Here is a 15,678-nt window from a genome sequence, read left to right as displayed (position 1 = left end):
GGACAGGGGCGTCGGGGGGCGCTCCGGCGGCGAAATCGCGGGGACGGCAGCGGACTTCTCGGGTGCGCACGGCTATGGTGTCGCGCGCACTCCCCCGGACCATTTCCGGACCATCACTCAGGAGGTACCGCCATGGCTCGCCGACTCCGCCCGGTGGGGCTGGACTTCATCGAGGACGCGCCCGTCCGGCTGGTGTTCGCCGCGGAGGTGTCGGCGCCGCCGGAGGCCGTGTACCAGGCGCTCGCCGAGGAAGTGGAGGGCTGGCCGCGCTGGTTCAGGGCGGTGACGCTGGCCCGCCCGACGTACGGCGGGGCGGGTCGCGAGATCAAACTGCTGGGCGGGGTGCACATGCAGGAGACGATCATGGCCGCGGATCCCGAACGGCGTTACGCGTACCGGGTGGACACGACCAACGCGCCGGGGGTTCGGGCTTTGCTGGAGGAGTGGAGGCTGACTCCGGCCGGCTCGGGCACGCGCGTGCGCTGGACGTTCGCCGCGGACGGCCCGACGGCGTTCCGCATGGCGCTGACCGTCGCCCGGCCGGGCCTGGGCCACTCCTTCCGCACCGCGGTCCGCGCCCTGGACGCCCGCCTCGACGCCCGCCGCGCGACGGACCGGTGACCGCGGCGGGACGGGCGCACTCCCACGGGTCGTACGCGCTGGACACGGTGACCTCGTCCGCGTGGTCCCGGACGAGGTCGCGCAGCCGGTCGCGGGTCGCGGTACGGGCCGCCTCCCCGCCTGTCGTGTCCGCCGGTGTCAGGAGGGGGCCGTGCGCCCACCGGCGCGTGCCCCCCTGGGGGTCAGGCCGTCGGTTCGCGCCAGACGCCGGTCGTCAGCAGCGTGTCGAGGGTCTTGGCGTACGGGGCGATGTCGAGGCCCTGCGCCGCCAGCCATTCGTCGGAGTAGTACTTGTCGAGGTAGCGGTCGCCGGGGTCGCAGAGCAGGGTGACGACGCTGCCGGTGCGGCCCTCCGCCACCATCTCCGACACGATCTTCAGGGCGCTCCACAGACCGGTGCCGGTCGAGCCGCCCGCCTTGCGCCCTATCGCCGTCTCCAGAGCGCGGCAGGCGGCGACGCTCGCCGCGTCGGGGACCTTCATCATGCGGTCGATGGCGCCGGGCACGAAGCTCGGCTCCATGCGCGGGCGGCCGATGCCCTCGATGCGCGAGCCGCAATCGCTGCTCGCGCCGGGGTCGTTGCGGGTCCAGCCCTCGAAGAAACAGGAGTTCTCCGGGTCCGGGACGCAGATGCGGGTGTCGTGCTGCATGTAGTGCACGTACCGCGCGATGGTCGCCGAGGTGCCGCCGGTGCCGGCGGTCGCCACGATCCAGGCGGGCTCGGGGAACCGCTCCAGGCGCAGCTGCTGGTACATCGACTCGGCGATGTTGTTGTTGCCTCGCCAGTCCGTGGCCCGCTCCGCGTAGGTGAACTGGTCCATGTAGTGCCCGCCGGTGCGGGCGGCGAGCTCCGCCGACGCCTCGTACATCTTCATCGGGTCGTCCACGAAGTGGCATTCACCGCCGTGGAATTCGATCAGGCGGCACTTCTCCGGGCTGGTCGTGCGGGGCATGACGGCGATGAACGGGACACCGATGAGCTTGGCGAAGTACGCCTCGGAGACTGCGGTCGAGCCGGACGAGGCCTCGATGACGGGGCGGCCGGGCCGCACCCAGCCGTTGCAGAGGGCGTAGAGGAACAGCGAGCGGGCGAGACGGTGCTTGAGGGAGCCCGTCGGGTGCGTGGACTCGTCCTTGAGGTAGAGGTCGATGCCCCACGCCTCGGGGAGCGGGAACTTCAGCAGATGGGAGTCCGCGGAGCGGTTCGCGTCGGCCTGCACCTTGCGCACGGCCTCTTTGAGCCAGGCGCGGTAGTCCGCGTCGCTGCGGTCGACGTCGACGGTCGTGGCCGTCGCACCGGTGGTGGTTTCGGTGCCGCTGGTGCCGGTAGTGCCGGTGGTGCTCATGCGCCGCGCTCCTTCATGGGTCTACTACGTCCCTCCTTTCGCAATGTACCTCTCTCACCTGCACAAACGGTCACTTTGGGTATCTATGCGGATCGCTTTCGATCGCGTTCGGTTGCAGTGTGCGGAACCGTGGGTGACCCTGGTGGAGCATTACCGAGGGTGCAGCACCCGTAACACTCATGTCGGGGAGTCGCAGCCGTGATCAGTCATTCCCGCAGGCACTGCGTCGTGGAACTGCAGGCCTTGCCGTCGCGGATCGGCCAAATCCGCAGAATCGTCTCCGCCCAGCTGCGCCACTGGCAGCTCGATCCGCTCATAGACCGGGCCGCGCTCGGCGTGACGGAGCTGCTGGGCAACGTGCACCGCCACGCGCAGCCGGACAAGACCTGCGTCGTCGAGATCGAGCTCCGGCTCGGACGGCTGACGGTCTCGGTCATCGACAGCGATCCGCGCCTCCCGGTGCTGCGCGGGGCGCCAGGCCGGGCCGATGGAGACCAGCGGTCGCGGGCTCGCCCTCGTGGAGGCGCTCAGCGAGGCCTGGGGGGTGCGCGAACGGTCCGACGGGCCGGGCAAGGCGGTCTGGTTCTCCCTGACGGCCGCGCCCGCGCCGGTGGCACCGCAGCTCCCCGTCTCGATCGTGGCCAGGCCCGCACGGGAACCCGCGCGCACCGTGGTCATGGCCGTCGATCCTGCCACCGTCCCGGCCGTGCTGCCGGTGCCGGCGCCGGTCGCCGTCCGCCCCGGGTGACCGGGGCCTGATCAGGCGAGGGCGCCGAGCGGGTCGTCGAGCACGGGCTGCCAGGCCAGTTCCGCCGCGCCGACCAGGCTGTTGTGGTCCAGGGTGCACGGCAGGATGGGTACGCCTCCGCTGCGGCCCCACAGGCTGCGGTCCGCGACGACCGCGCGGAGCCGCTCCGGATCGGCGTGGAGCAGCTCGCGGTGCAGGCCGCCCAGGATGATCCGGTCCGGGTTCAGGATGTTGACCAGGCCCGCGAGGCCCAGCCCGAGCCGGTCGATCAGCTCCTCCGTGGCAGCCCGTACCGCCGGCTCCTCCGGTTCCTCGCGCAGCAGGTCACGGGCCTGCTGGAGCAACGACACCTCGGGGCCGGGGCTGCGGCCCGCCGCGGTGAGGAAGGCCAGCGGGTCCGCCTCCACGTCCAGGCAGCCGCGGCCGCCGCAGTGGCAGGCCCGCCCCTCGGGGTTCACGGTGAGGTGGCCGACCTCCAGGGCCAGGCCGGAACTGCCGCTGTGCAGGCGGCCGTCCAGCACCAGGGCCCCGCCGACGCCCCGGTGGCCGGTGGCGACGCACAGCAGGTGCTGCGCGCTGCGGCCCGCGCCGTGCCGGTGCTCGGCGAGCGCCGCGAGGTTGACGTCGTTCCCCGTGAGGGCCGGTCCGTCGATCCCGGCCTCCTTCACGCACTCCGCGAAGATGTCCCGTACGGGAGACCCGGCCGGCCAGGCCAGGTGCAGCGGGTTCAGGGCGGTGCCGTCCGGCTGGGCGACCGCCGAGGGGACCGCGAGGCCGGCGCCGACGCAGCGGCGGCCGCTGTCCGCGAGCAGCTCCGCACCCGCCCGCACGACCGCCCCGAGGACCTGGGCCGGGTCCGCGGAAACGGTGACCTTGCCGGGGGCGGTGGCCACGATCCGGCCGCCGAGCCCCACCAGGGCGGCCCGGAAGCCGTCGGAGTGCACCTGGGCGGCGAGCGCCACCGGCCCGTCCTCGGCCACCGAGAGCCGGTGCGAGGGGCGGCCCTGGGTCCCGCCGGTGCCTCCGGTGCCTCCGGTCCCGCCCGAGGCGCCGGGGCGGGAGTCGACCCGGATCAGCCCGAGGGCCTCCAGCTCGGCCGCGACGGCGCCGGCGGTGGCACGGGTGACCCCCAGTTCGGCCGTCAGTACCGCACGGGTCGGGGCGCGGCCGGTGTGGACGAGCTCCAGCGCCGGCCCGAGCGCGCCGCGGCCGCGTTCCAGTTTGGTCCGCGTGCCGGTGCTCGACACCGCTGGCGCGGTCGCATCCCCCATCCGCGGTGGGGCCCCGTTGCCGTTCATGGCATCGATCCTCGCATGATCGGAGGGCGCCGTACGCCGCCCCCGGGGGGTACCCGTCCCCGATCCGGCCCGATGCGGTCCGATGCAGTCCGACGCGGTCCGATGCGGGAGGGCGGCCCAAGGGGGGTGCCCTGCTCGACACCCTTCAGAGGGTGACCACCCCTTGGCCCAGCCCGCCGACTCTGAGCGTGATGTTGAGCCGCCCGGTCAGCCCGAGCGTCGGCGGACCGGTGCCCGGCAGGACCTTCGGCACGCCGTGGTACGCCTGCCGGCTGGGGCCGCCGAAGACGAAGAGGTCCCCGCTGCGCAGCTCCACGTCGTGGTAAGGGCGCCCGCGCGAGGCGGTGTTGCCGAAGCGGAAGAGGCAGCTGTCGCCGAGGCTGAGCGAGACCACCGGCGCCGGGGACTTCTCGTCCGCGTCGCGGTGCATGCCCATGCGGGAGTCCCCGTCGTAGAAGTTCACCAGGGCGATGTCGTAGGCGGCCGCGCCGGGCTCCGGGGGCTGCCCGTAGGCGGCGGCGACCGCCTCCCGGCCCAGCTCGGCGAGCCAGTGCGGCATCGGTTTGACCGGCTCCCCGTCGCCGTCGACGGCGGTGCGGGCGTAGCCGTACGGATACCAGTGCAGGCCCAGGCACACCTGCCGGGCGGTCATCACTCCGCCGCCCGGGGTGCGTACGGTGCGCAGGCCGGCCGGGGGGCGGGCCCACGCGCGGCAGGCGGCCAGCAGCTCGCCCTGCCGGCGCTCCCCCAGCCAGTCGGGCACGTGCACCGCGCCGGGGGCGATCACGGTCCGCTCGCGCGGGAAGAGTGCGCCGTCCATCCCTCCATTGTGGGTGCCGGGGCTGACAGACTCGCGGTATGGAGATCACCGAGTACGTGAAGACCCTGGCCCGGGAGGGCGAGCTGCTCGCCGACGTCGCCGAACGCGCCGGGACGGATGCCTTCGTCCCGTCCTGTCCGGGCTGGCACGTCACCGACCTGCTGCGGCACACCGGGTCGGTGCACCGCTGGGCCGCCGCCTACGTCGCGGAGGGGCGGCTGGAGCCGACCGGTTTTCCGGAGGCGCCGGAGCTGGTCGGCGGCGAACTCCTGGCGTGGTTCCGCGAGGGGCACGCGGAGCTGGTGCGGACGCTGACGGAGGCGCCGGACGACGTGCAGTGCTGGACGTTCCTCCCGACGGCGCCGCCGTCGCCGGTCGCGTTCTGGGCCCGGCGGCAGGCCCACGAGACCACCGTGCACCGGATGGACGCGGAGACCGCGCTGGGCGTCGCCTTCTCGCCGGTGACGGCGGAGTTCGCGGAGGACGGGGTGGAGGAGCTGCTCACCGGCTTTCACGCGCGGCCTCGCAGCCGGGTGCGGACGCCGGAGCCGCGGACGATGCGGATCCGCGCCGCCGACACGGGCGCGGTGTGGACCGTGCACCTGTCTCCGGGGCCGCCGCGCACGGTGCCGGCCGACCTGGGCGACGCGGTGGACTGCGAGGTGACCGGCGAGGCGGCCTGGCTGTACGCGGCGCTGTGGAACCGGGAGCCGCTGACGGGTCCGGGGGTGACGGGCGACCTGTCGCTGACGGCGCTGTGGCGGGAGACCGGCGAGATCTGACGCGTCCGGGAGGTCCGGGACGCCTTCGCGGGGGTGCGGGCGACGCCGACCGGCTCGCGCCCGCCCGCCGACTGCGAAGCACGACGCGGAACCTGGCGCCGGCCGAGGCTTCAAGAGAACGGCATCGGCACCCGCGACAGGATCGGCACCCGAATGCGGGCCGCCCGGACGACCACCGCTGGCGGGGCGGCGGTCCCCCTCCGTGAGAGGCCCGGGCGGTTGATCACCGCGGCTGCGATGCCGGCGGCATGACGGATGCCGGCAGGGACCCGGAGGCCTACTCCGCCGCTCCCGCCGCAACCGCGGCGTCGGCCGGTCGCCGGGGGATTCAGCCGCCCGGAACGGCGCGTGCCGGAGGCCGAAGGCCCGCCTCCCGCGAAGGACTTCGTCCGGTGTCCGGGCGGCGGCCATCCCTGGGACCGGGCCGCGCACGGCACCCGGCACTCCCCCGGGGTACGGCCCGGAGACGTCCACGAGCTGCGTCCTGAGGAGGAGCGGCTCAGGATCGCACCGCCGACCCCGGAGCCGCCGCGGACGGCGGGCGGGGGAGGTGCACGGGCGGGAGACCGGGCGGCCGCCGCGCTCCACGACGCCCTCGCGGCCGTCGGGAGCGCCGTGGGCGGCCTCTTCCACTCGACCTGCTGTCACCCCCAAGATCGGCTGGCCGGGGCACGACCGCCGGAGGACTCTCCACGGTGGGAGGAAGGTGGCCCACGTGCACCGGAGGGTGACGTCGTACGCGGCCGGGGCCGCTCTGCTCGTGGTCTCCCTCGCGGGTGTCATGGCCCCGCGCGCGCACGCGTCCGACGGCGCCGCGCCCGGCACAGCGCGGCGGTCCTCCAGGGGCTGGTGCCCTCCCCCGGGGGCCCGGGGTGCGCGGCCGCGGTCGGCGGACGCGGTGACGTCGTGTGGGAGGCGGGCCGGGGCAAGGCCGACCTCGCGACCGGGCGGGCCATCACCGCTCAGACCGTCTTCGACATGGCCTCGAACTCCAAGCAGTTCACCGCCTACGCCGTCCCCCTGCTGGCCGGGCGGCACCGACTCGCGCTGGGCGACCCCCTGTCCGACTTCCTCGACGACCCGCCCGCCTGGACCCGGGAGGTCACGCTGGGCGCAGTTCCACAGCACCTTCAAGGTGAGCCCGGACCGCAGCACCGTGGTCACCGTGGTCTGCGACGCGGACGCCCCCGACCACTTCCGCGCGGCGAACCGTCTCCTGTCCATCCGGACCGGGTGAGTTCGCCGGGCAGCGCCCTCGGGGACGGCATGCGACCCGCGACGTTCGTACGGGACGCTCGTACAACCCCCCGGTTCCGGTGGCCTGTCTCAGCCGAGGGTGGCCGCATGGGTGGTCTGGGCGGTGTACTTCCATGTCGGGCCCGTGTTCCAGGGGTTGGGCATGACCGTGTCCGTGGCGTACGCGTAGCCGGCGCCGCGGTCGAAGGCGGTGCGGAGGGTGGCGCGCATCGCCTCGTCGCCGGGGACGTCGTGGACCAGGTGCCAGAAGGCCGTGCCGCTCGGGTCGAGTTCGGTACCGGGGCGGTAGCCGGACTCGTGGTCGAAGACGTTGCCGCCGAGCCAGCCGGCGCCGGTGTACGCGGCGTAGGTGTCCTCGTAGGTGACGAAGACGTCCGCGGTCCGGTGGCCGGGCTCCAGGTAGCAGTCGGCTATGGCGGTGCCGGGGTTGTTGACGACGAGGTCGGGGACGGCGGGGTCGACCGCGTTCATGGACTCCTGGACGTAGCGGCGCAGTTCGGCGTAGTGGTCGCGGGTGGTGTTGGCGGGGCCGCAGTCGCGGCTGACGACGTCGAAGAAGATGCCGTCGACGTGGAGACGGCCGTCGGGAGTCCTGAGGTAGTTGTCGACGGAGGCCTTGACGGCGGCGAGGTCACGGTCACCGTGGTCGGTGTGCACGTAGCCGAGCACCTTGGTCCGCTCGCCGGTGGAGGTGGTCCGGGCGCGGAGCGCGTCGGCGCGGGCCCGCCACGGTGCGTCGAAGGGGGCGTCGCCGTTGCCCGGGTTCAGCACGACCACCGAGGGCGCGGGGGCCGCCCTGGTGAGGTCGGTCAGCATGCGGTCGTTCGCCATCGCGTAGGCGGGGACGCCGATCTCCAGGCCCCGCACGCCGGGCGTCCGAGGGGTGGGGGGCGGGGCGGGCGCCGGTGCGGCGGCCGGTGCGGACCCGGTGGACGCCTCGCGCTGGGGCGTGACGGCGGACGGCGCCGGCGCGGCCAGGAGGACGGTGGCCAGGACGGCGTAGAAGGCCTTCTCGGCGCGGGGCATGAACGTTTCCTCCGAGGGAGGCGGGGAGGGGTCCCGAGGAACACTAGACGGGCGGCTCCCGGTGCAAGGCGGAACGCGTGCATTGACGGGAGGAACAGCAGAGCGAGCCATCGCCCCATCATGTGAATTTCCGCGGGGAAGCCCCCTCCCGCACCCGCCTGCCCTAGGGGGGTGTCATACGGCGGGTGTCATACGGCGGGCAGTCCGACCCCGTGCGCCAGTTGGCCCGCGGCGTGCGTGAAGAACGCGGAGCGTTCCTCGACGACTCCCTGGAACTGGCCGAACAGCTCGAAGGAGACCAGCCCGGCCAGCTGCGCCCAGGCGGCGACGAGCGCGGCGACGACCGCGGGGGGCAGGCCCGCGGCGAACTCGGCGGTCATCCGCTCCGCTTCGCGTCCCAGGGCGGGCGGCAGCGGCGGGAGGGCGAGTCCGCGCCCTTCGTATGCGGCGCGGACGATGCCGATGAGGACGTTGCCGACCCGGGAGGCGGGACCGATGGTGTCGGCGGGGGCGCTGTAACCGGGCACCGGGGAGCCGTAGACCAGGGCGTATTCGTGCGGGTGGGCCAGTGCCCACGCCCGGACGGACTCGCAGGCGGCGATCCAGCGGTCGCGGGGCGGACCGCCCGCGGCGAGGGTGCGGGCGTCGGCCTGCTCGGCGGCGGCGCCGAGGCTGTCGTACGCGTCGATGATGAGCGCGGTCAGCAGCTCGTCGCGGCTCGGGAAGTAGCGGTAGAGGGCCGAGGAGACCATCCCCAGCTCGCGGGCGACGGCGCGCAGGGAGAGTTTGGCTGCGCCCTCGGCGGCGAGCCGGCGGCGGGCCTCGTCCTTGATCGCTGCGGTGACCTCGACACGGGCCCGTTCCCTGGCTCCTCGCACGGTGTTCATGCGGGCCAGTCTGCCACGCGGGCGGAGCACTGCCCACAAAGCAGATCCCCGATCCTTTTCGAGAGCACCGCTCTTGCTTTGGTGCACTGATCCGATGCAGACTGATGTCAAGCGAGAGCACCGCTCTCCCGACGCTCTCCCCGACGCAGCAGACGGCCCGGAGGTCCTCGTGAACGCGCCCACCCCGTACTACGTCCAGGCCGGTCCGCTCGTCACCCGCTTCAACGCGCTCTTCGGCAAGCTGGCCCGCGTCGGCATCAGCCTGGCCGGCAGCGCCGAGCTCTCGGTACGCGGCCGGACGTCCGGCAAGATGCAGCGCATCCCGGTCAATCCGCACAGGTACCAGGGCGCTGAATACCTCGTCTCGGCCCGCGGCCACTCCCAGTGGGTCCGCAACATGCGGGTGGCGGGCGGCGGCGAGCTGCGCGTGGGACGGAAGGTGCGCGCCTTCACCGTCGTCGAGATCACCGACCCGGTCGAGAAGTCCGCGATCCTGCGCACCTACCTGGAGAAGTGGGGCTGGGAGGTCAACCAGTTCTTCCAGGGCGTCGACGCCAAGGCATCGGACGCGGAGATCCGGGCCATCGCCGACGACCACCCCGTCTTCCGGATCGTCCCCGCCCCGCGCTGACCCGGCGGGAGGGGGACCGCCGCGGGGTCGGGGTGGTCGAGCGCGAGCGCGATCACCGCCGCCCCGGCCGCCGGTTCACCCCGCGCGGAGGCCGCGGAGGCCGCGAAGGGCGCGAAGGCCGCGAGGACCACGTCCGGCCGGTCCCACCTCATCGAGGTGCGAGCCGCTCCGCCGGTCCGGGTCCTCGCGCCCGCCGACTATCCCCCGTCGCCGTCGCGCGCCGCCGCCTGGCGCGCGTCCAGCGCGTGCAGGGCCCTGCGCGCCAGCGGGTACGTACGCACCATGTCGGCCAGGGTCGTCGCGCCCCGCGTGATGCGGGCGAAGGCCCGCCAGGCCGGCCGGAAACCGGTGATCGCCGCGTGCAGCAGCCCCGGCCGGGACTCGAAGACGGTCAGCATCCGCTTGCCGACGCCCATCTCCACCCCCAGCCCCGCCTTCACCGCGAAGGCGTAGTTCAGGGCCTGGCGGCGCGCGTCCACCGCGTCCTGCGCCTCGGCGATCTTGACCGCCCACTCCCCCGCGAGCCGCCCCGAGCGCAGCGCGAAGGAGATGCCCTCGCGGGTCCACGGCTCCAGCAGGCCGGCCGCGTCGCCCGCGACCAGGACCCGGCCGCGCGAGAGCGGCGAGTCGGGCTTGCGGCAGCGCGTGAGGTGCCCGGAGGAGACGGCCGGTTCGAAGCCGGCGAGTCCGAGGCGGGCGATGAAGTCGTCCAGGTACCGCTTGGTCGCGGCTCCCTCGCCCTTGGCCGAGATCACCCCGACCGTGAGGGTGTCGCCCTTGGGGAAGACCCAGCCGTAACTGCCGGGCAGCGGGCCCCAGTCGATCAGCACCCGACCCTTCCAGTCCTCCGCCACCGTGGCGGGGACGGGGATCTCCGCCTCCAGGCCGAGGTCGACCTGGTCCATCTCGACGCCCACGTGCGCGCCGATCCGGCTCGCGCTGCCGTCCGCGCCGACCACCGCGCGCGCCAGGACGGTCTCCCCGTCCGCCAGCACCACGGCGACGGTGCGCCGGTCGGGCACGGCCGCCCCGTGCTGCTCCACGCGGGACACGGCCGTGCCCGTACGGACGGTGGCGCCCGCCTTCTCCGCCTCCGCGACCAGACCGGCGTCGAACTCCGGCCGGTTGATGAGCCCGAACAGCATATGCTTCGAGCGGCGGGTCCGGGTCAGCCTGCCGTTCATGGAGAAGGTGACCGCGTGGATGCGGTCCTTCAGGGGGAGGACGAAGCCCGGCGGGAGGGCGTCGCGCGAGGGGCCGATGATGCCCCCGCCGCACGTCTTGTAGCGGGGCAGTTCGGCCTTCTCCAGCAGCAGGACGCGCCGCCCCGCCGCGGCCGCCGCGTACGCGGCGGAGGACCCGGCCGGTCCGGCTCCGACCACGACCACGTCCCACACCTCGCCGGCTCCCCCGGCCACCTCGTCGCCCGCCCCCTGCCCGGCCGGGTCCGCGCCCGGCTCCGTGCCTGCGTCCGGTCCGGCCACGGCGTCCCTGCCCGCGCCCTCGCCTGCATCCGCACCTGCGTCGCGTACGTCGTCGTCGCTGCTCACGATGTGTTGCTGCTCCTGATCACCCGGTTGCTCCGATGCCTGGGAAATCCTACGGCGAGACGCCGCCCCACCCTGCTGTGCGAAGATCGGACCGTCTTTCCGCCGCACCCGGCATACGCACATCCCGCGCATGCGCGGACTGCGTACACGGATAACAACGTCGCACCCAAAAGGAGCGTGCCCATGTCCCAGAATCCGATCGCCGAGACCATCGCCTCGCTGATGCCCCGCGCCAAGCAGGAGCTGACCGAGCTGGTGGCCTTCCAGTCGGTGGCGGACTGGGCGCAGTTCCCGCGCAGCGAGAGCGAGGCCGCGGCGAACTGGGTGGCCGACGCCCTGCGCGTCGAGGGCTTCCAGGACGTGGCGCTGCTGGACACCCCCGACGGCACGCAGTCCGTGTACGGCTTCCTGCCCGGCCCCGAGGGCGCCCCGACCGTGCTGCTGTACGCGCACTACGACGTGCAGCCGCCGCTGGACGACGACGCCTGGATCTCCCCGGCCTTCGAGCTGACCGAGCGCGACGGCCGCTGGTACGGGCGCGGCGCGGCCGACTGCAAGGGCGGGTTCATCATGCACCTGCTCGCGCTGCGCGCGCTGAAGGCCAACGGCGGGGTGCCGGTGAGCGTGAAGGTGATCGTCGAGGGCTCGGAGGAGCAGGGCACGGGCGGGCTCCAGCAGTACGCGGAGGCACACCCGGAGCTGCTGACCGCCGACACCATCGTCATCGGCGACGCGGGCAACTTCCGCCTCGGCCTGCCGACGGTGACCGCCACCCTGCGCGGCATGTGCCTGCTCAAGGTGAAGATCGACACGCTGGGTGGCAACCTGCACTCCGGCATGTTCGGCGGTGCCGCGCCCGACGCGCTGGCCGCGCTGATCCGCGTACTCGACTCGCTGCGCGCCGCGGACGGTTCCACGACCGTCGACGGGCTCGCCTCGGACGAGGTGTGGGAGGGCCTGCAGTACCCGGAGGCGGACTTCCGCACCGACGCGAAGGTGCTGGACGGGGTCGAGCTGATCGGTGAGGGCACCATCGCCGACCGGCTGTGGGCCCGCCCGGCCGTCACCGTGCTCGGCATCGACTGCCCGCCGGTCGTCGGCGCGACGCCGTCCGTGCACGCGAGCGCCGGCGCGCTGATCAGCCTGCGCGTGCCGCCGGGCGTGGACACCACCGGGGCCGTCAAGCTGCTCCAGGCCCACCTGGAGGCGCACACGCCGTGGAAGGCGCGTCTCGAACTGGAGGTGGTCGGGCAGGGCCAGCCGTTCCAGGCGGACACCGACAGCCCGGCGTACGCGTCGATGCGGACCGCCCTGGAGACCGCCTACCCGGGCCAGGAGATGCAGATCAGCGGCATGGGCGGGTCGATCCCGCTGTGCAACACGCTGACGTCGCTGTACCCGCAGGCGGAGATGCTGCTGATCGGGCTCAGCGAGCCGGAGGCACAGATCCACGCGGTCAACGAGAGCGTGTCGCCGGAGGAGCTGGAGCGCCTGTCGGTGGCCGAGGCGCTCTTCCTCGTCAACTACGCGGAGTCCAAGCGCGCCTGATCCGGCCGGACCCGGTACCGGCCGCTCCGGTACCGGCCGCTCCGGCACCCGCCGCTCCGTTTACGCCCAGGGCACACTGCGCCCTGGGCGTACTCCGCTCACGGTGAAGTCACGTGCCGGGAGCGGCGGGCCGTCCGTACGTTCGGCGCATGGATCTCGTCGAAGTGCTCCCGAACCGGCTCCACATGCTCCGCTTCCCCATCGGCCAGGCGTACCTCTGGCAGGACGCCGGGGCGCTCACCCTCGTCGACGCGGGGAACGCCGCGTCCGCGGCGCAGATCGAGGGGGCGATACGTTCCCTCGATCTGCTCCCCGAGCGGCTGGAGCGGATCGTCCTCACGCACTGCCACCGCGACCACGTGGGCGCGGCCGGTGAACTCGCCGCCCGCTGGGGGGCGCGGGTGCTCGCGCACCGGCTGGACGCGCCCGTGATCCGGGGCGAGCGGCCCGTTCCCGAGCCGGTGCTCCTGGACTGGGAGGTGCCGCTGTACGCGCACGGCCTGACCGTGCCCGAGGCCCCGCCCACCCCCGTCGACCACGAGCTGGAGGACGGGGACGCGCTGGGTTTCGGGGACGGGGCGTACGCCGTCCACGCCCCGGGCCACACCGACGGCAGCATCGGCATCCACCTGCCGCGCCACGGCGTGCTGTTCACGGGGGACTGCGTCGCCGCCGTCGGCCCGCTGATGCTGGGTGTCTTCAACGTCGACCGGGGCCGGGCGATCGAGTCGTTCCGGCGGCTGGCAGGGCTGGCGCCGTCGGTCGCCTGCTTCGGCCACGGCGATCCCCTCACGGTGGCCACCGCCTCCGCCCTGGCCGAGGCCGCCGCCGACACCCCTGCCTGACCGCGGGCCAGTGACCGGCACCGGGCGCCCCGGAGGCGGACCGAGCCATGGGCAGCGACCACCTCAGCCGGTGGGGACGCCCGCCTCCAGGTAGAGGGGGCGGCCGCGTTCCCGGGCGCGCAGCGCCCAGCGCAGGCGCTCGTGGCGGTGCTGCGGCAGCAGTCCCGCGGCCTCGGCCTCCGTCACGAAGCGCCAGGCCCGCAGTTCGGGGCCGGGCAGCCGGAGGCGGGCGGCCGCCTCCGGCGTGAGGCGGCCGCCGTCGAAGAGCAGCCGCAGCCCTCCGAAGCCCGGGGGCTGCGGGCGTTCCCAGTCGACCACGAGGAGCCCGGGGGCGCGGTCCAGTACGAGGCCCAGTTCCTCCGCGACCTCCCGTACCCCGGCGGACGCCGGTGCCTCGCCGGCCTCGACGACGCCTCCCGGGAACTCCCAGCCCGCCTTGTAGGTCGGGTCCACCAGCAGCACCCGGTCCTGCTCGTCGAAGAGCAGGACCCCGGCCGCCACCGTCTCCCGCGTGGGCTCCGGCGTCTGCACGATGTCGCAGACCCGGGCGGTCTCCGAGCGGACTGCCTCGGCGATCCGCTCGGCGCTCTCGCGGACGGTCAGGGGTCCGTTGTCGATGACGTGCGCGTCTGCGGTGAGCCAGCCGAGGGCCTCCTGGTAGGCGGGGATGTGGTCGTAGGCCCACTGCCGGACCCGCAGGTCCACCTCCGCGGGGTCGCCGGGCTCGACGCGGGTCGCGATCCGCTCCCGAAGGATCGTTTCCGCAGGGGCGAGCAGCACGTGGCGCACCGGGATGCGCCGCGCCGCCAGGCCGCCGAAGATCTCGTCCCGGTAGTCCTGACGCAGCAGCGTCATCGGCACGACGAGCACCCCGCCCACTTCCGCGAGCAGCGCGGCGGCCGTGTCCACGACCAGCCGCCGCCAACTCGGCAGGTCCTGGTAGTCGGTGACCTCCGCCAGCCGTTTCGGCGGCAGCAGCACACGCAGCGCGTCGCCGACGAACTCCGGGTCGAACAGGGTGCTGTCCGGGAGGATTGCGGTCAGTTCACGGGCCGTGCCGGTCTTCCCGGCGCCGAACGTGCCGTTGATCCAGACAATCACGTCTACCCCTCTCCCCATGGCTCGTCCGGAGCCCCCAGTGGCCTGCCCGCCCCACCCTGCCACGGAAACCTCACTATCGGCCGAGTGCTTATCCTCAAGGTCACGAGCCCGCACGCTCGCCCGAGTACCAGGGAGGATTCACGACCGTGCCCCACAACCGCCGCACGTCCGACCCCCGCTACGGCAACCGGCCCACCATGAAGGACGTGGCGGCCCAGGCGGGTGTCGGCCTCAAGACGGTGTCCCGGGTGGTCAACGGCGAGCCGGGCGTCACCCCCGAGACGGAGAAGCGGGTCCTGGAGGCCATCGAGGCCCTGGGCTTCCGCCGCAACGACAGCGCGCGCGTGCTGCGCAAGGGCCGTACCGCCACCGTCGGCCTGGTCCTGGAGGACCTCGCCGACCCCTTCTACGGTCCGCTGAACCGGGCCGTGGAGGAGGTGGCCCGTGCGCACGGGGCCCTGCTCATCAACGGCTCCAGCGCCGAGGACCCGGACCGCGAGCGGGAGTTGGCGCTCGCCCTGTGCGCCCGCCGGGTGGACGGCCTGATCGTGATCCCGGCCGGGAACGACCACCGCTACCTGGAGCCGGAGATCCGGGCGGGTGTGGCCACGGTGTTCGTGGACCGGCCGGCCGGCGGGATCGACGCGGACGTGGTGCTGTCGGACAACTTCGGCGGGGCCCGCGACGGAGTCGCCCACCTGATCGCGGGCGGCCACCGCCGGATCGGCTTCATCGGGGACCACCCCCGCATCCACACGGCGACCGAGCGCCTGCGCGGCTACCGGGCGGCCATGGCGGAGGCGGGCCTCCCCGTGGCCGGATCCTGGGTGTCGCTGGGCTCGACCGGCCCCGAGCGGGTCACGGCGGCTGCGCGGGCGATGCTCGCGGGCCCGGAGCCGGTGACGGCGGTCTTCGCCGGGAACAACCGGGTGACGGTCACGGTGGTGCGGGTGCTGGCCCCGCTGGAGCGCCCGGTGGCCCTGGTCGGCTTCGACGACTTCGAGCTGGCGGACCTGCTGCGGCCGGGCGTCACGGTGGTGGCCCAGGACCCGGCCGCGCTGGGCCGGGTGGCCACGGACCGGCTGTTCCAGCGCCTGTCCGGGGCGGGGCTCTCCCCGTCCCGCGCCGAGCTGCCCACCCGCCTCGTCCCCCGCGGCTCGGGCGAACTCCCGCCGTCGGACTGACCCCCGCGACGCCGACGGCCCGGCCCCGGTGGAA

Annotated in this window: 13 protein-coding genes and 2 pseudogenes; 8 read left to right on the top strand and 7 right to left on the bottom strand. The window is 74.0% G+C overall.

What is annotated here, in order from left to right:
* Positions 1-132 precede the first annotated feature (132 nt).
* On the top strand, positions 133-621 hold the full coding sequence (locus tag AC2RP6_RS33680) for an SRPBCC family protein (protein WP_486449614.1): 489 nt from the start codon (positions 133-135) through the stop codon (positions 619-621).
* 182 nt (positions 622-803) lie between these two features.
* Here AC2RP6_RS33680 and AC2RP6_RS33675 read toward each other — a convergent pair whose 3' ends face one another.
* Positions 804-1,967 carry a PLP-dependent cysteine synthase family protein gene (locus AC2RP6_RS33675; protein ID WP_486449613.1) on the bottom strand — a complete coding sequence of 388 codons (1,164 nt, stop codon included), beginning with the start codon at positions 1,965-1,967 and terminating at the stop codon, positions 804-806.
* A 198-nt stretch (positions 1,968-2,165) separates the two neighbouring features.
* On the opposite strand from AC2RP6_RS33675, the pseudogene AC2RP6_RS33670 reads away from it, so the two are divergent.
* Positions 2,166-2,715: pseudogene (locus AC2RP6_RS33670) on the top strand (ATP-binding protein).
* An 11-nt stretch (positions 2,716-2,726) separates the two neighbouring features.
* Here AC2RP6_RS33670 and AC2RP6_RS33665 read toward each other — a convergent pair.
* Both AC2RP6_RS33665 and AC2RP6_RS33660 read right to left on the bottom strand, forming a co-directional pair.
* The gene (locus tag AC2RP6_RS33665) at positions 2,727-4,013 is read right to left on the bottom strand and encodes an ROK family protein (protein WP_486449612.1); all 1,287 of its coding nucleotides are present in this window, start codon (positions 4,011-4,013) and stop codon (positions 2,727-2,729) included.
* A 145-nt stretch (positions 4,014-4,158) separates the two neighbouring features.
* The gene (locus AC2RP6_RS33660) at positions 4,159-4,833 is read right to left on the bottom strand and encodes an alpha-ketoglutarate-dependent dioxygenase AlkB family protein (RefSeq protein WP_486449611.1); all 675 of its coding nucleotides are present in this window, start codon (positions 4,831-4,833) and stop codon (positions 4,159-4,161) included.
* Between the two features lie 38 nt (positions 4,834-4,871).
* On the opposite strand from AC2RP6_RS33660, the gene AC2RP6_RS33655 reads away from it, so the two are divergent.
* Both AC2RP6_RS33655 and AC2RP6_RS33650 read left to right on the top strand, forming a co-directional pair.
* Positions 4,872-5,615 (top strand): maleylpyruvate isomerase family mycothiol-dependent enzyme, encoded by a 744-nt coding sequence (locus AC2RP6_RS33655; protein WP_486449610.1) that lies wholly within the window; start codon positions 4,872-4,874, stop codon positions 5,613-5,615.
* 255 nt (positions 5,616-5,870) lie between these two features.
* Positions 5,871-6,731: pseudogene (locus AC2RP6_RS33650) on the top strand (serine hydrolase domain-containing protein); the annotation flags it as partial.
* 210 nt (positions 6,732-6,941) lie between these two features.
* Here AC2RP6_RS33650 and AC2RP6_RS33645 read toward each other — a convergent pair.
* Positions 6,942-7,898, bottom strand: a complete 957-nt coding sequence (locus AC2RP6_RS33645) for a spherulation-specific family 4 protein (RefSeq protein ID WP_486449609.1) — start codon at positions 7,896-7,898, stop codon at positions 6,942-6,944.
* Positions 7,899-8,086: 188 nt separating this feature from the next.
* Positions 8,087-8,785: a TetR/AcrR family transcriptional regulator gene (locus AC2RP6_RS33640; protein WP_486449608.1), complete on the bottom strand. Its 699-nt coding sequence runs from the start codon at positions 8,783-8,785 to the stop codon at positions 8,087-8,089.
* A gap of 94 nt (positions 8,786-8,879) precedes the next feature.
* Between AC2RP6_RS33640 and AC2RP6_RS33635 the strand changes: the two genes are divergently transcribed.
* The gene (locus AC2RP6_RS33635; RefSeq protein WP_486449607.1) at positions 8,880-9,416 is read left to right on the top strand and encodes a nitroreductase/quinone reductase family protein; all 537 of its coding nucleotides are present in this window, start codon (positions 8,880-8,882) and stop codon (positions 9,414-9,416) included.
* A gap of 197 nt (positions 9,417-9,613) precedes the next feature.
* Here the strand turns inward: AC2RP6_RS33635 and AC2RP6_RS33630 are convergent, their stop codons facing one another.
* Positions 9,614-10,813: a geranylgeranyl reductase family protein gene (locus AC2RP6_RS33630; RefSeq protein WP_486450542.1), complete on the bottom strand. Its 1,200-nt coding sequence runs from the start codon at positions 10,811-10,813 to the stop codon at positions 9,614-9,616.
* Between the two features lie 336 nt (positions 10,814-11,149).
* Here AC2RP6_RS33630 and AC2RP6_RS33625 point away from each other — a divergent pair, with 336 nt between their 5' ends.
* Positions 11,150-12,514: a M20/M25/M40 family metallo-hydrolase gene (locus AC2RP6_RS33625; RefSeq protein ID WP_486449606.1), complete on the top strand. Its 1,365-nt coding sequence runs from the start codon at positions 11,150-11,152 to the stop codon at positions 12,512-12,514.
* A gap of 149 nt (positions 12,515-12,663) precedes the next feature.
* Positions 12,664-13,359 carry an MBL fold metallo-hydrolase gene (locus AC2RP6_RS33620; protein ID WP_486449605.1) on the top strand — a complete coding sequence of 232 codons (696 nt, stop codon included), beginning with the start codon at positions 12,664-12,666 and terminating at the stop codon, positions 13,357-13,359.
* A 63-nt stretch (positions 13,360-13,422) separates the two neighbouring features.
* Here the strand turns inward: AC2RP6_RS33620 and AC2RP6_RS33615 are convergent, their stop codons facing one another.
* The gene (locus tag AC2RP6_RS33615) at positions 13,423-14,460 is read right to left on the bottom strand and encodes an NUDIX hydrolase (protein ID WP_486449604.1); all 1,038 of its coding nucleotides are present in this window, start codon (positions 14,458-14,460) and stop codon (positions 13,423-13,425) included.
* Between the two features lie 197 nt (positions 14,461-14,657).
* Here AC2RP6_RS33615 and AC2RP6_RS33610 point away from each other — a divergent pair, with 197 nt between their 5' ends.
* A complete protein-coding gene (locus AC2RP6_RS33610) occupies positions 14,658-15,644 on the top strand; it encodes a LacI family DNA-binding transcriptional regulator (RefSeq protein ID WP_486450541.1) in 987 nt (328 codons plus the stop codon).
* The last annotated feature ends 34 nt before the right edge of the window (positions 15,645-15,678 follow it).

It is taken from the genome of Streptomyces sp. WAC03905, assembly GCF_057371075.1.
The sequence above is the reverse complement of the archived record's forward strand: the minus strand, read 5'-3'. Positions and strand labels throughout refer to the sequence as shown.

Excerpts from the sequence above, each read along its gene's own strand:
- AC2RP6_RS33675 (WP_486449613.1), bottom strand. The coding sequence starts at position 1,967 with ATGAGCACCACCGGCACTACCGGCACCAGCGGCACCGAAACCACCACC.
- AC2RP6_RS33660 (WP_486449611.1), bottom strand. The coding sequence starts at position 4,833 with ATGGACGGCGCACTCTTCCCGCGCGAGCGGACCGTGATCGCCCCCGGC.
- AC2RP6_RS33640 (WP_486449608.1), bottom strand. The coding sequence starts at position 8,785 with ATGAACACCGTGCGAGGAGCCAGGGAACGGGCCCGTGTCGAGGTCACC.
- AC2RP6_RS33620 (WP_486449605.1), top strand. The coding sequence starts at position 12,664 with ATGGATCTCGTCGAAGTGCTCCCGAACCGGCTCCACATGCTCCGCTTC.
- AC2RP6_RS33610 (WP_486450541.1), top strand. The coding sequence starts at position 14,658 with ATGAAGGACGTGGCGGCCCAGGCGGGTGTCGGCCTCAAGACGGTGTCC.
- AC2RP6_RS33655 (WP_486449610.1), top strand. The coding sequence starts at position 4,872 with ATGGAGATCACCGAGTACGTGAAGACCCTGGCCCGGGAGGGCGAGCTG.
- AC2RP6_RS33625 (WP_486449606.1), top strand. The coding sequence starts at position 11,150 with ATGTCCCAGAATCCGATCGCCGAGACCATCGCCTCGCTGATGCCCCGC.
- AC2RP6_RS33680 (WP_486449614.1), top strand. The coding sequence starts at position 133 with ATGGCTCGCCGACTCCGCCCGGTGGGGCTGGACTTCATCGAGGACGCG.
- AC2RP6_RS33635 (WP_486449607.1), top strand. The coding sequence starts at position 8,880 with ATGCAGACTGATGTCAAGCGAGAGCACCGCTCTCCCGACGCTCTCCCC.
- AC2RP6_RS33665 (WP_486449612.1), bottom strand. The coding sequence starts at position 4,013 with ATGAACGGCAACGGGGCCCCACCGCGGATGGGGGATGCGACCGCGCCA.
- AC2RP6_RS33645 (WP_486449609.1), bottom strand. The coding sequence starts at position 7,898 with ATGCCCCGCGCCGAGAAGGCCTTCTACGCCGTCCTGGCCACCGTCCTC.